This is a genomic window from Polynucleobacter bastaniensis (assembly GCF_018882205.1).
Classification (GTDB): Bacteria; Pseudomonadota; Gammaproteobacteria; order Burkholderiales; family Burkholderiaceae; genus Polynucleobacter; species Polynucleobacter bastaniensis.
Map to the genome: position 1 here is coordinate 494552 of NZ_JACVOU010000001.1, position 13601 is coordinate 508152.

Below are 13601 nucleotides of genomic sequence, written 5' to 3' on the forward strand. Positions count from 1 at the left end.
TTTATGCCCCATTCCCTTGCATGTTATTCAGTAGTAATTACTACGTTTGATAAGCGTTTCGATGAATTCTTAGTGCCGCTAATTGCGAGTATTAAAAATCAGCGACCAAATATTGAGATTATTGTCACAATTAATGGGCCTGGAAGGGGTGACTTTGATGAGTTGTATCGCGGCAATATCCTAAATTATCTTGCTAAATTTATTAATGTATTTCCAGTTATGTTCCCAAATTTTCAATCCTTAGCCAAGATGTGGAATCGTGGGGTGTTAACAGCTAGCAATGAACGCATATTGGTGTTAAATGACGATCTCAACATTCAGGCTTCTGCAGACACATGTTTTTTTGATAACTTAGAGTCTGCAATGGCTGCCCAGCAGGATACTTTCACAATCAACGGCAGCTTCTCTCATTTTGTCTTGAACAAACGTGAATTAATTCAGGTTGGATTTTTCGATGAACGTTTGCTTGGCTTGGGGGAGGAAGATGGCGATTTCTTCTGGCGTTACTACCAAGAATTTCAAAGAGAGATTCCAAGTGTTGACATGGAATTAATTGACAATGTCCACTCTGATGTTGCCGATGATGGCTACACGAAAGGAATTCGTACGGCCTCGAAATTTAATAGAGATTTTATTAAGAATGTTAAGTATAAAAATACCTTACTGGGTGGATACCGCGGTATGTTCGATAATAAGGTAAAGCAGACCTTAGATGATGAGGCGCAGTATCCTTACGAACTTTTTTATTTAGATAACAAGGGTAAGCTTTAGTTCATCTCAAGAAAAAGATGAAGTTTATTTATCTAGCAACCGCCTTATGCATTAGCATAAGGAATTTTTTCTCAGATAAACAATACCAAGCTGAAATTGTTGGTAGGGTAATTTTGATTTCTCGCCGAAATCCTGAGATCGTTATTCATGACTACTATTTCTATATTTTAGGTTTGCTGCGCTCTAGCCTAGGTGCCTTATCGAAAAATTGTTTTGTATTTTACGAGTCCAATACCTTTCATTTTTTAAATTTTTTTTTACCAATCCTGCGCATAAATTTACAAATTGAACATACTCTTGTAAAGCCCGGAGGGCGTGATGCTGAGGGATCTTTCTTGGGGTCTTTACCTGTTCCGAATAGTTCAATGCAGTATTTAGTTCGAATCGCAAATCTTTCCCGCCTAAATATCGCAAATGCTATCTTTGATTACAGTCGTATTAATTTATACAACATACGATGCGCAAAATCATTTGACTTATATTTGAAAAAAACTTTTTGTATTAGCCCAGCACTTTATCCGTTGAATATTGATGCCCTTGGTCGGGACGGCGTTATCACGCTATTTGGCAATCCTGAGGACTCAAGGCGGAAATTGTTCTTAGAGAGCTTAAAAAATAGGCACATTGATTCGATAAATGTGCGGGGAGTCTACTTTGATATTGATTCAGTCTATCGAAAGGCAAAGATTGTGATTAATATCCACCAAACTGAATACCACGATACTTTGGAAGAGTTAAGGGTTTTGCCCGCCCTAAGAAGGGGTGCAATTGTTATTAGTGAGTCAACGCCTTATGCAGAAAAAACATGGTACTCAAAATTTATCATTTGGGGTTCGTTAGAGCAGATACCCGATTTAATTATCCATACTCAAAGAAACTATAATCAAATCCACCGTCAAATTTTTGGTGATACGTTGCATTCACATTTTCTGAGGCGCATGAGGCGAATTGAACGGTGCAATGAGCTTGCATCTGTTGGGGCGGCTAAGCGATTAAATCAAGATTTGCTAGGGTTTTAGTCTATTTGAAGAGGTCTTCATGATTTTGGTCACTGGTGGTGCTGGCTTTATTGGTGGAAATTTTGTTCTTGATTGGCTGGCCAATCCAAATGCAGAAGGCATTATTAATCTTGATAAGCTGACCTATGCTGGAAATCTCGCTACCTTAGAGCCTCTCAAGAATGATCGCCGTCATATTTTTATGCACGGTGATATTGGCGATAAAGAGCAAGTCACTAAATTAATTAAAGAGCATCAACCGCGCGTTATAGTGAACTTTGCAGCAGAAAGTCACGTAGATCGATCCATTCATGGACCGGCTGAGTTTGTGCAAACCAATATTGTGGGAACATTTAATTTGTTGGAATGTGCCCGTGAGTATTGGAATGGTTTGGATGAAGCTGCCAAAAAAGCCTTTCGCTTTCATCATGTATCGACTGATGAGGTTTACGGATCTTTATCGGCAAGCGATCCTGCATTTACGGAAACCAATTCTTATGAGCCTAATAGCCCCTATTCGGCATCTAAAGCTGCTTCCGATCATTTAGTGCGCGCATGGTTCCATACCTATGGCTTCCCAGTGGTCACCACCAATTGCTCTAATAATTATGGCCCTTACCACTTCCCAGAGAAGTTAATTCCGCTGGTGATTCTCAATGCACTCGATGGTAAGCCATTGCCAATCTATGGTGATGGTCAGCAGATTCGCGATTGGCTCTATGTTGGCGATCATTGTTCAGCTATTCGTGAGGTCTTAGCTAAAGGCAAATTGGGTGAGACATACAACATCGGGGGTTGGAATGAAAAAGCCAACATTGATGTCGTCAAAACGATCTGCGCGATTTTGGATGAGTTAAGGCCGCGGGCTGACGGTAAGTCATATGTAGAGCAAATTACTTACGTTAAGGATCGTCCTGGCCATGACCGCCGTTATGCGATTGATGCGAGTAAGGTAGGGCGTGAGCTCGGCTGGCGACCTGCCGAGACTTTTGATACTGGCATGCGTAAGACGGTGCAATGGTATCTAGATAATCCAGTATGGGTGGAGGGCGTTGTCAGCGGCTCCTACCGCGACTGGTTACAAAAGCAATACAACTAAGACTCACTTCATTTCTATGAATATTTTGGTACTTGGTAGGGATGGTCAATTAGGCAGAGCATTTCATGTTTTGCTAGATGCGCTCTTGCCTGCTTTGGCAGATAAGCCAAATATTCAATATGTAGGACGCTCTGAATGCGATCTCACTAATGTTGTTGCATTAAACAATCTCTTAAATCAATTTCAGCCCAAGCTTATTGTGAATGCCTCGGCATACACAGCAGTTGATCAGGCGGAGACAGATGTTGATCAAGCATTTGCAATTAATACAAGAGCACCTGAAGTCATGGCGAAATATGCTGCAGACCATAATGCTACTTTTCTCCACTACTCAACAGACTACGTCTTTGATGGTGAAAAATACGGCTATTACTTAGAGGATGACGTGCGCAACCCTTTGGGGGTTTATGGGAAAAGCAAGGCTGCTGGAGAAGAGGCTGTTGCTCGAGCATTTGCTAGTAATCATGGCAGCGGTCAATACGCTATCTTCAGAGCTAGCTGGGTGTATGGAGATGGTGGTAACTTTATTCGGACCATTTTGCGCTTAGCTAAAGATCGTGCAGAGCTCAAGATCATTCATGATCAATATGGTGTGCCAACTAGCGCTCCATGGTTAGCTCAAGTCAGTTTGGATCTGGTGACAGATGAGGGTTTGGGGATTAGACAATTTCCGTCAGGTATTTATCATGCCGTTCCCACTGGGGAGACTACTTGGCATAGCTTGGCAGCTTTGGTGGTGCAGCTAGCTTCAGAGGTCGGAGTGCCGTTGAAAGTGGCACCAGATGGCATCAAGCCAATTCCTGCAGTGGAATACCCTTTACCGGCTCCTAGGCCCATGAATTCAAGGATGTCCACGGATAAGCTCCTTCAAGTATTTTCGGATCGGGGCGATATGTCAAAATTGGAACTATTAAATCAGCCTTGGGATGAGGCAGTCCGATCTTATGTGCGTAATTTAGCAAAAGACAAACTTATCTAGAAAGAATGTTATGGCAGTAAATCAGATAAATCGTAAAGGCATTATTTTGGCCGGTGGCTCTGGAACTCGTTTATACCCAGTCACTCAAGCTGTCTCTAAACAGCTTATGCCTGTCTATGACAAGCCGATGGTGTATTACCCTTTGACAACGCTGATGCTTGCAGGCATTCGGGATATTTTGTTGATCTCTACGCCGCATGACACGCCGCGTTTCGCAGAGTTGCTAGGTGATGGTTCTCAATGGGGCTTAAATATTGAGTATTGCGTGCAGCCATCCCCCGATGGTTTGGCTCAAGCGTTTACTCTGGGAAAAAACTTTATTGGCAATAATCCAAGTGCTTTAGTTCTGGGGGATAACATTTTTTATGGCCATGAATTAGTTAATCAGCTTGATAGTGCTCATGCTCGCAATAGCGGCGCCACTGTTTTTGCCTATCACGTCAATGATCCTGAGCGTTATGGCGTAGTGGAGTTTGATAAAGATTACAAGGCACTCTCTATTGAAGAGAAGCCTCTTAAACCGAGAAGTAGCTATGCAGTAACAGGCTTGTACTTCTACGACAATCAGGTATGCGATATCGCTTCTTCTATTAAACCAAGTGCACGGGGCGAGTTGGAAATTACCGATGTAAACCGTGCCTATTTAGAGAAGAATGAGCTTAGTGTAGAAATCATGGGTCGTGGTTTTGCATGGCTTGATACTGGAACGCACGATTCTTTATTAGACGCTGCAGGCTTTATTGCCACGCTACAGAAGCGTCAAGGCCTTATGGTGGCATGCCCCGAAGAAATTGCCTATCGTCAGGGCTGGATTAGCGCTAAAGATGTTCTTAAAGTTGCCACTCAACTGAGCAAGAATAGCTATGGTCAATATCTGAGCAAGATCGTGAACGAGCTCAATACCTCCGGCCAAGCTGTTTCCTTATCGCATAAGAAGATGATTGGATGAGTACCTCTTTGAAGTTACAAGTCACGACTACGGCTATTCATGATGTATTGGTAATCGAGCCCAAAGTATTTGGTGATGAACGCGGCTGGTTCACTGAATCATTTAATGCTCTAGATTTTTCTATGGCCACGGGTTTTAATGTAGAGTTTGTGCAAGACAATCATTCATTTTCCCGTCAATGGACTTTGCGGGGTTTGCATTATCAGCTTGAGCAAACGCAGGGTAAGTTGGTACGGGTTGTAGCTGGTAGCGTTTTTGATGTAGCCGTAGATATTCGTCAGAATTCACCAACATATGGCAACTGGGTTGGTATTGAGTTGAGCGCACAAAACCATAAGCAAATGTGGATTCCAGCAGGCTTGGCGCATGGCTTCCTGGTGTTATCTGAAACGGCAGAGTTTTTATACAAAACAACCGACTACTATCATCCACAAAGCGAGACTTGCCTGGCTTGGAATGATCCCCAGATCAACATTGCATGGCCTTTGCCAGAAGGCATCATACCCAATATGAGTGCCAAAGATTCCGCTGGTTTATCGTGGGATGCTGCTCCTAAGTTTTAATTAAATTTAGGGGTATTTTCAAAAGATAAGATAATGCCCACATGAGCAATTTCCCCAAAATCCTGTTGGTGAAACTATCCTCTCTTGGGGATGTATTGCATAACTTGCCGATCGCGTGGGATTTGCGTGCACGTTTACCAGAAGCGCAAATCGATTGGGTGGTAGAAGAGGGGTATGTACATCTCTTAGAGCCCTTGTTGTCGCGTGATGGCTTCAAAGGAATAGATCGCATCATTCCTTTTGGTTTACGCCGGTGGAAGAAAAATCTTTTTAGCTTGACAAGCTGGAAGGAGTTTTTTGCATTAAGGAAAATACTTCAATCCACCACCTATGACATATTGATTGAAACACAGGGTTTACTTAAATCAGCGATCGTATGCTCCCTAGCTAAGAAAAGTTCTGGTGCCGTAGTCGCAGGTCTTGCCAATGCAACCGAGTTCTCTGGATACGAGCCTCTGGCTAGAACTTTCTATAACCAGTCAGTACAAGTTCCTGCACAGTGCCATGCTGTAGACCGTTCACGTTGGGTCATGTGTTCTGCATTAGATTGGCCTTTAATAGAACGAGGTGATGCGCCACAGTTTTATCCCTTAGACTTTGTCTCTAGTATTCCAAAGAGCGCTGTTGACGGATTGATTGCGCCATATGTCCTATGCTTTCATTCAACAGCTAGGGAGGCTAAGCGCTGGCCGAATAGCCATTGGATTGAATTTGGCAATGCGCTTTCCGCTCTTGGATACCAAGTCGTTTTTCCTTGGGGCAGTGCTTCAGAAAAAACTGTCAGTGAATCACTTGCCGCACAGATAGCGAACGCTTTTGTACCGCCTGCATTTTCCATTGAAGACGCATTTTCTTTGATTGCTGATGCTGCCTTGACAGTAGGTGTGGATACTGGTCTGACGCATTTAGCGGCAGTACTCGATAAGTCTACAGTTGAGATTTATTGCGACTCACCACGCTGGAAGACTGAAGGCTATTGGTCTGAACGTATTGCTAATGTGGGTGATATTCAAGATCCACCAAGCGTTCAAGAAGTTCTTGACGCATCCTTGAAGCTTATAAAGTAAGTTCTTAGCGCAGTAAAGCGTTGATAGAAATCAGATCTTCATCTGATAGTGCTGCTGCATGCGCTTTAAGCCTCATCGCATTGAGAATCGTGTTGTAGCGCGCCTGCTGCAGTTGTGAGCGGGTGGTAATCAGCGTGTCTAATGCAATGAGCACGTCAATATTAATTAACGTCCCCACTTGAAATCCTAACTTGCTGGACTCTAGTGCGGAGTTAGAAGATCGCTCTGCTGCTTCATAGGCTTTGACGCTAGCTAAGCCTCCGTAGAAGCCAGTAAATGCCGCTCTCGTATTTTGCGCTGCAGTGCGCCGAGCATTATCGTAGTTAGCTTTAGCTGCATCGAGCAGGGCTGCATTCTGGCGAATGACAGAGCTATTAAATCCTCCCGAAACCAGCGGGATGGTCATTTGTAGGGCAATAGTATTGTTGTAAATATTGGTGTTTGTAGGTGTGTAGCTATTAGCGCTTCCATTTGCCGTGTTATAGCCGGCTGTTCCCACGAAATTTACGGAGGGATAATTGAGTGCTTGCGAGCCTCGGTAAGTGCTCTCGGCAAGACTGACAGACAGTTGACCAGCCAAGACATTAAAGTTTGCAGTTTCTGCTTGCTGGATCCAATCATCTAGAGTTTGGCCTTTTGGTAGTTGTGGGTTAACACTTTCCGCAATCGGAATACCGCTATTATCTTTATTTTTGGAGCGAGGATCTTTTAAAACCCCATCAATCTTCGCTTCTTTAATGAGTGGTCGTAGAGATCCTACTGGGCGCCCAGTGAGCTGCTCCAATACACCACGCTTAACCACTAAATCAGCTTGAGCACCAATCTCTTGGGAGTTGGCAAGATCTAAAGCTGCCTGTGCTGTATTGACATCAACAATGGTGGCTAGACCAGCATCAAATTTAGCTTGTGCGATCTCTAGTTGTTGCTTGATGAGACTTTTCTTATTGCGAAAAAGTTCTACGTTGTCTTGGCTGGTGAGTGCATCAAAGTACGCTTGTGAGACTCTCAAGATCAGATCTTGTTGCGCCAAATAAAAACGCATGTCTGCAATTTTTGTATTGAGGTCACCTTGCTTAGATGCCTCAAATGCCGCCACATTAAAAACGGGTTGTGTGAGAGTGACTGTATAACCCTTTTGATCAAAAACACGAGAGTTACCTGAATAGCTTGTTAAGGCCGAGCCATTGGTGGCATGTTGATAGTATCTAGTTCCAATGGGGGATGCGCTTGCTTGAGGTAGCAAAAGAGATAGGCCTTGCCAATAGAGCTCTTTGCTTGCCTGGTAATTAAAACGTGCCGCGTTAAGGACTGGATCACTAAATGCAGCCTCTTGATATAGACGAATGAGGTCTGAAGCCTGCCCGGCAGCGCTGGCTGCACCATTTCCATTGAGGTTTGAGGGTGCGGCAGAAGTCGGTATAGCCTGCTGTGGAACAATCACCATTTGAGGGGGTATATCTAGCCCAATTAAGGCTTGAGTACTCATTGGGGTGGGAAGCGATGGCTTGGCCCCATTGGCGGCCTGTGCAAAGGTATTGGTTGACGTCGCACTGAGTCCTAGTGCTTGGCATAGGATTAAGCCTAGGGTACTGAGTTGCGAGAGACAAAAACGGGGTGGGGTCATCTGATTTAGTTACTTTTTATATGCCATGAAGTTTAAGGCTTATTTGAGTAAAATGCCCTGATTGAGCCCCATTTTGCCAAATCCTCTGTAAGACTTCATCTATCTATAAAATCAGAGCTATGGATCTAATTTTGCTAGGTAAGGCGGTAATACTGGGGATTGTCGAGGGCTTAACGGAGTTTTTGCCGATCTCTAGTACTGGACATCTGATTTTGGTTGGTGATTTGCTCGACTTTAATGATGAGCGGGGGAAAGCCTTCGAGGTCATCATCCAGTTTGGCGCTATTTTGGCCGTGTGCTGGGAGTTCCGAGAAAAGCTCTGGAGGGTCGCCTCTACTTTTAAAACAAGTGCGATTTCTCGGCGTTTTGTAATGAATCTACTCATTGCATCGAGCCCGGCGATGGGTCTGGCCTTCCTGTTTGGTAAGTATATTAAGACTGTATTGTTTGCCCCCATTCCGGTTGCCAGCGCTTTTATCGTGGGCGCGCTTGTTATTTTTTGGGCTGAAAAACGCCAGAAAACTGTCGCTGCGAGCAAAAACTCTATTCAGTCGGTGGATGGCCTCACTCCTCTGGATGCATTGATGGTGGGCTTAGCTCAGTGCGCCGCTCTAATGCCAGGAACCTCCCGCTCTGGAGCAACCATTATTGGTGGGATGTTATTTGGTTTACCACGCGCAGTAGCGACGGAGTTTTCATTCTTCTTGGCTATTCCAGTAATCGGTGGTGCAACTGCATACGAATTGCTCAAACTTTGGAAAAACCCAGTTTCTCTTTCAGGTGATTTTGTTTGGGCAATTGTGATTGGTTTTATTGCTGCATTTATTTCCGCCTTCATTTGCGTGCGCTGGTTAATTCATTACGTTGCTGCACATAACTTCATCCCTTTTGCTTGGTATCGAATCATTTTTGGTGTGCTGGTGTTATTAAGTGCATACACCGGTTTGGTTGCCTGGTCAATTTGAGATAGCTCTCATTAATATGAATAAAGATCGACTGGAAAACTAATGGATGTATCAATAGATGCAATCACAAATAATATTCAATTGGCTCTCGCCCCGGTATTTTTGTTGACTGCAGTTGCCACTATGATTAATGCAATCTCTGCTCGCTTAGCTCGTTCAGTGGATCGTATGAGGGCTATTCAGCACCGCATTCAAGAGGGTGGCATTCAGGATCAAGTCATGCTGGCCCACATGATGAAAGAGGCCAATGAAGCGAAGGTTCGAGGTCGTCTTTGTACTGCTGCAATTTTCTTTGATGTACTCAGTGGCGTATTTATTTCACTTACCGTACTAGAACTATTCTTCTTTCAGGCTGGTGCAGTGCGATCATTACAAGCAACTTATGTCATTTGGACTTTCGTGCTCGGCCTGATCTCATTTATGACTTCGCTCTCTATCGTTTTGAGTGAAGTGGTTTATGCCTATCGTTCGGCTGGCTGGAATACGCCCTTTCCAAAATAAACCTTCTAAAGATAAGTATTTCGTGAACATCACAAGATCAGATCGTATTCGCTCGTTTGTCCTGCGTGCAGGCCGGACCACTGCCGGACAGCAACGCGCTATTGATGAACTCGGTCCCCAGTTTTTAATTCCGTTTCAGGAATCTGCTCTAAATCTGCAGCAAGCGTTTGATGGATCTTTGCGTCCCAAGATATTAGAAATCGGTTTTGGTATGGGTGAGACTACTGCCAAAATTGCTACCTTGCGCCCCGAAGATGATTTTTTAGCGATTGAAGTCCATCCTCCGGGCGTAGGTACTTTGCTGAAATTGATTGGTGAGAATCATCTGACTAATTTGCGTTTAATTCGTCATGATGCCGTTGAGGTTCTAGAAAAAATGCTTACCCCTAATTCTTTAGATGGCATCCACATTTATTTTGCAGATCCTTGGCATAAAAAGCGCCATCACAAGCGTCGTTTGATTCAGACGCAGTTTGTGAAACTATTGATTTCTCGTTTAAAGCCCGGAGCCTATTTGCACCTGGCAACAGATTGGCACAACTATGCTGAGCAAATGTTATTGGTCTTAAACGCAGAGTCTGATTTAGAAAATACGTCCACTGAGAAAATGAGTATTGAAACTTTTTCTGCGGCTGATGTAGCAAGTGATCTTGAGCTTGCTAAAGAATCCTTTAAGGAATTCAAGCCCACTCTCAATCAACTTGATGCCAAGCATCCTGGATATGTAGAGAGGCCTGCGTATAGGCCGACCACTAAGTTTGAAAACCGCGGGATTAAGTTAGGTCACGGAGTGTGGGACTTGGTTTACAAAAAAATTCAATCAAGTTAGCTAGAGCGAGAGCTCGGCTATCTAATTAACCAGCCTGCATTTCAGTGCTACGTAATCTTTGAGCTAGTAGGTCGAGTACGCCATTGACGTACTTATGTCCGTCGGTGCCACCAAAGGTTTTGGCCAATTCCACTGCCTCATTGATAGCCACTTTGTAGGGAACGGCCAAATCAATAGCCAGTTCATAGGTGCCGATTAGAAGGGCAGCGTGCTCAACAGGAGACAGCTCATTAATAGGGCGATCGAGAGCCGGAGTAATGATGCTCTCTAGCTCATCCGTGCGCTCTAGTACCCCAGTAAAAATACCCTGAAATAAATCATGTTGGCAACGGCGAAATCCAGGATCCTCAGCTAACTGCTTTGCGATTGCCGCAGCATTCGGAAGACTGCCTGCACGGCGCATAACTAGACTTTGATAAACGCCTTGGAGGGCATATTCACGGGCGCGACGACGTGGTGTGAGTGAGCGCTTAGGTGCGCTGGGTGCGCCGGGCGTACCTGTTGCTGCCTGTGAGCTTGGAGCGTTTTTATTCATCTTAGGAATTACTCTTCTGAAGGATTGACTTCAAAATCAATATCGGGAGTAAGAGCTAAAGCCAGGTTAGCCATTTCAACAACAGCTCTTGCGCAATCTGCGCCCTTCACCTGAACGCGAACCTGGGCTTGCTCATCCGTCTCACAGGTGAGAACGCCATTGGCGATCGGTAATCCAGATTCAAGGCAAACACGGGTAATGCCAGCACCAGATTCATTTGACACAAGTTCAAAGTGATAAGTCTCGCCACGGATGATGGCGCCTAGCGCAACCAAGCCATCGAACTCGCCTGTTTCAGCTAGTTTTTGTAGTGCAAAAGGAATTTCAAGTGCGCCCGGGACGGTGACTAATTTAATGTCAGATTGCGACACGCCCAGTTTGATTAACTCTTCAATGCAAGCAGTAGTCAGCGCAACACAATGCTCTTCATTGAAGCGTGCCTGCACAATACCCACGCGCAGATCCTGGCCATTGAGGTCAGTAGCGAGTACTCCTACTGCAGATTCGTCATTACTTATATTCATATTGTTTACTGAAATTACTTATTAATTAGATTTAAATGGAGTGTAGCCCGTTACTTCGAGCTTATATCCCGAAAGGCTGGGTACTGGAATAGGGTTGGCGAGTAAACGCATTTTGCCAACGCCGATATCTTTGAGGATTTGCGCGCCGATACCATAGCTACGGAAATCAGTTTTGCGAGCTAGTGGCTTTACTGCAGCTTCAGCAGGTGTGCCATTCAACTTATGAAACTGGGCTAACCAGTCCGCATCATTAGGAGCTGCAATACCAGATGCATTTAACAGAACTGCTACGCCAGTAGGTGCCGCCGCTAGCTTCTGCAAAGCTTGAGCCAAAGGCCAGGAGTGCGCACTGATATTCGATTCCAAGAAATCCAACACTGTAACGGGCTCATGAACGCGGACTAAGGTTTCTTCAGTCTCTGAGGGTTTGCCATGAACTAGCGCCAAGTGAATGCAAGAGCTTGGCGTGTCGCGATAAATGATTCCCTGAAACTTGCCCCAAGGAGTAGTGAACTCACGTTCACCCTCGCGCACCACAATACTCTCGTGTTGGCTGCGGTATTGAATCAGGTCAGCAATACTGCCAATCTTTAATTGATGTTCTTTTGCAAACTCGAGTAAGTCTGGCAATCGCGCCATACTGCCGTCATCTTTCATGATCTCGCAAATGACGGCGGTGGGTGAGCAACCAGCCATGGCAGCCAAATCACATCCAGCCTCTGTGTGACCGGAGCGGATCAACACGCCACCAGGTTGTGCCATCAAAGGAAAGATATGGCCTGGCTGAACTAGATCATTGGGTTTTGCATTTGCAGCAACTGCTGTCTTGATGGTGTGAGCACGATCTGCTGCTGAGATACCTGTGGTTACACCACTAGCTGCCTCAATCGAAACAGTGAAATTGGTTCCCATCGAGGTGCCGTTATCTCTCACCATCAAAGGCAGGTTGATTTGTTGGCAGCGCTCACGCGTCAAAGTAATACAAATTAAGCCACGACCATGCTTGGCCATGAAATTCACAGCTTCTGGAGTAACGTGATCGGCAGCAAGCACTAAATCACCTTCATTCTCGCGATCTTCTTCATCGACCAGAATGACCATCTTGCCAACTTTAAGCTCGGCAACGATTTCTTCTGTGGAGGCGAGATTATTTTGCATAGCCTTCTATTTTAAGCTGAGGAGGTGGTTTTGGGCTTTGGCCTGGGATCCTAGGGTTGATATTGGAGCAATATCCAGTTTTTCTGACAGTGAGCACCCATGCAAGGCCTGTTTTTACGGCTCTAGTCTCGAGAAAATGGCTTGTGCACTCTCGAATTCAAAAATCCTCAATACCTCAGTCAAATGCCAAGTCCAATGGATTCATCTTATTGGAGGTGCTAGTGGCAACGAGTCTAGTTGCAAGTAGTTGGGTGGGCATGAGCAATATCTATCAAGGGATGATTTTGCGCTTAGGTCAACTAGAGGAGAAAAGGGCGGAGCTGAGAAAAGAGATGGATAGGCATGAGCTTGCCATATTGGCTGCTGCGCAACTAAATAACCCAAACCAAACCTCGCGAAAGTTAGCGGATGAATCTATTGGAATGTCTCGTCGGTCTCGCCCTATCTCTAGTCTTGGTCGCACCACTCATAAAAAATAGTGGTGAGTTCATCACCAAGCAAATTCAGTATGAAAAATCACAGTCTCTGACTGCAGAAGCAGACCGTGCACTGGAATTAATCGGGCGTGCTATTCGAATGGCTGGTTATCAAAATGCTCATTCAGCGATTGCATCTACAAGAAAAAATACCTCTGCGATCGATTACGTTCAGGTTCAGAAAAATAATGGATATCGCAGTTCCGATTCGCTGATGGTGAAACAGGAGATTTCTCAAGGGGTTGACTTCGATTGCATTGGTAATACTTTGTCAAAAGAACGCACTAAAAATAATTTAGCGCAGCAAGGTTTTTTAGTGGATCGGCAAGCATCTGCTCCAAAAGGAGTGAGGGTGAATGGCGGTTCCTTAATCTGCCAATCACTTGATCGTCAGGGGCGCATCCAAAACACAACCTTAATGAATGGTATTCACCATCTTTCCTTTGAACCGCTTCAAGCTAGCGCTGGCATGGCTTTTAAGGTCAAGCTGGAGATGACTGATGGCGCATCCATCCACAAGCGGTTTGAGCGAACATTTACTACTCGTAATCTGCTATGAATCT

General features: G+C 44.7%; 16 protein-coding genes. 12 read left to right on the forward strand and 4 right to left on the reverse strand.

Features of this window, described 5'->3' with window-relative positions:
* The first annotated feature begins 3 nt into the window (after positions 1 to 3).
* Genes ICN22_RS02660 through waaC form a run of 7 tightly spaced genes read left to right on the forward strand, consistent with a single transcriptional unit; the run spans position 4 to position 6426 of the window.
* A complete protein-coding gene (locus tag ICN22_RS02660) occupies positions 4 to 771 on the forward strand; it encodes a glycosyltransferase family 2 protein (RefSeq protein WP_216168712.1) in 768 nt (255 codons plus the stop codon).
* Positions 772 to 788: 17 nt separating this feature from the next.
* Positions 789 to 1790 (forward strand): hypothetical protein, encoded by a 1002-nt coding sequence (locus tag ICN22_RS02665; RefSeq protein WP_216168713.1) that lies wholly within the window; start codon positions 789 to 791, stop codon positions 1788 to 1790.
* A gap of 19 nt (positions 1791 to 1809) precedes the next feature.
* A complete protein-coding gene (gene rfbB, locus ICN22_RS02670) occupies positions 1810 to 2868 on the forward strand; it encodes a dTDP-glucose 4,6-dehydratase (protein WP_216168714.1) in 1059 nt (352 codons plus the stop codon).
* Positions 2869 to 2884: 16 nt separating this feature from the next.
* Entirely contained in the window at positions 2885 to 3847 is a 963-nt protein-coding gene (gene rfbD / locus ICN22_RS02675; RefSeq protein WP_216168715.1) for a dTDP-4-dehydrorhamnose reductase, read from the forward strand.
* Positions 3848 to 3872: 25 nt separating this feature from the next.
* A complete protein-coding gene (gene rfbA, locus ICN22_RS02680; protein WP_216168841.1) occupies positions 3873 to 4796 on the forward strand; it encodes a glucose-1-phosphate thymidylyltransferase RfbA in 924 nt (307 codons plus the stop codon).
* A complete protein-coding gene (rfbC, locus tag ICN22_RS02685) occupies positions 4793 to 5359 on the forward strand; it encodes a dTDP-4-dehydrorhamnose 3,5-epimerase (RefSeq protein WP_216168716.1) in 567 nt (188 codons plus the stop codon). The genes rfbA and rfbC overlap by 4 nt, the downstream gene beginning before the upstream one ends.
* A gap of 41 nt (positions 5360 to 5400) precedes the next feature.
* Complete coding sequence (waaC, locus tag ICN22_RS02690; protein WP_216168717.1) at positions 5401 to 6426, forward strand: lipopolysaccharide heptosyltransferase I; 1026 nt, start codon at positions 5401 to 5403, stop codon at positions 6424 to 6426.
* A 4-nt stretch (positions 6427 to 6430) separates the two neighbouring features.
* Here the strand turns inward: waaC and ICN22_RS02695 are convergent, their stop codons facing one another.
* Entirely contained in the window at positions 6431 to 8050 is a 1620-nt protein-coding gene (locus ICN22_RS02695) for a TolC family protein (RefSeq protein WP_216168718.1), read from the reverse strand.
* A 119-nt stretch (positions 8051 to 8169) separates the two neighbouring features.
* Between ICN22_RS02695 and ICN22_RS02700 the strand changes: the two genes are divergently transcribed.
* From ICN22_RS02700 to trmB, 3 genes are read left to right on the forward strand one after another with little or no spacing between them, the layout of a single operon-like run.
* Positions 8170 to 9015: an undecaprenyl-diphosphate phosphatase gene (locus ICN22_RS02700; protein WP_216168719.1), complete on the forward strand. Its 846-nt coding sequence runs from the start codon at positions 8170 to 8172 to the stop codon at positions 9013 to 9015.
* A gap of 42 nt (positions 9016 to 9057) precedes the next feature.
* The gene (locus tag ICN22_RS02705; protein ID WP_216168720.1) at positions 9058 to 9516 is read left to right on the forward strand and encodes a DUF2721 domain-containing protein; all 459 of its coding nucleotides are present in this window, start codon (positions 9058 to 9060) and stop codon (positions 9514 to 9516) included.
* The gene (gene trmB, locus ICN22_RS02710; RefSeq protein WP_216168721.1) at positions 9473 to 10345 is read left to right on the forward strand and encodes a tRNA (guanosine(46)-N7)-methyltransferase TrmB; all 873 of its coding nucleotides are present in this window, start codon (positions 9473 to 9475) and stop codon (positions 10343 to 10345) included. Before ICN22_RS02705 ends, trmB begins: the two co-directional genes overlap by 44 nt.
* 25 nt (positions 10346 to 10370) lie before the next feature.
* Here the strand turns inward: trmB and nusB are convergent, their stop codons facing one another.
* Genes nusB through ribBA form a run of 3 tightly spaced genes read right to left on the reverse strand, consistent with a single transcriptional unit; the run spans position 10371 to position 12562 of the window.
* Positions 10371 to 10880: a transcription antitermination factor NusB gene (nusB, locus tag ICN22_RS02715; RefSeq protein ID WP_216168722.1), complete on the reverse strand. Its 510-nt coding sequence runs from the start codon at positions 10878 to 10880 to the stop codon at positions 10371 to 10373.
* 8 nt (positions 10881 to 10888) lie between these two features.
* On the reverse strand, positions 10889 to 11404 hold the full coding sequence (gene ribH, locus ICN22_RS02720; RefSeq protein WP_216168723.1) for a 6,7-dimethyl-8-ribityllumazine synthase: 516 nt from the start codon (positions 11402 to 11404) through the stop codon (positions 10889 to 10891).
* Between the two features lie 21 nt (positions 11405 to 11425).
* A complete protein-coding gene (gene ribBA / locus ICN22_RS02725; RefSeq protein ID WP_216168724.1) occupies positions 11426 to 12562 on the reverse strand; it encodes a bifunctional 3,4-dihydroxy-2-butanone-4-phosphate synthase/GTP cyclohydrolase II in 1137 nt (378 codons plus the stop codon).
* Between the two features lie 221 nt (positions 12563 to 12783).
* On the opposite strand from ribBA, the gene ICN22_RS02730 reads away from it, so the two are divergent.
* Both ICN22_RS02730 and ICN22_RS02735 read left to right on the forward strand, forming a co-directional pair.
* A complete protein-coding gene (locus tag ICN22_RS02730; RefSeq protein ID WP_216168725.1) occupies positions 12784 to 13041 on the forward strand; it encodes a hypothetical protein in 258 nt (85 codons plus the stop codon).
* Positions 12971 to 13597, forward strand: coding sequence for a PilW family protein (locus tag ICN22_RS02735; RefSeq protein WP_439650970.1), 627 nt, complete (start codon positions 12971 to 12973; stop codon positions 13595 to 13597). Before ICN22_RS02730 ends, ICN22_RS02735 begins: the two co-directional genes overlap by 71 nt.
* The last annotated feature ends 4 nt before the right edge of the window (positions 13598 to 13601 follow it).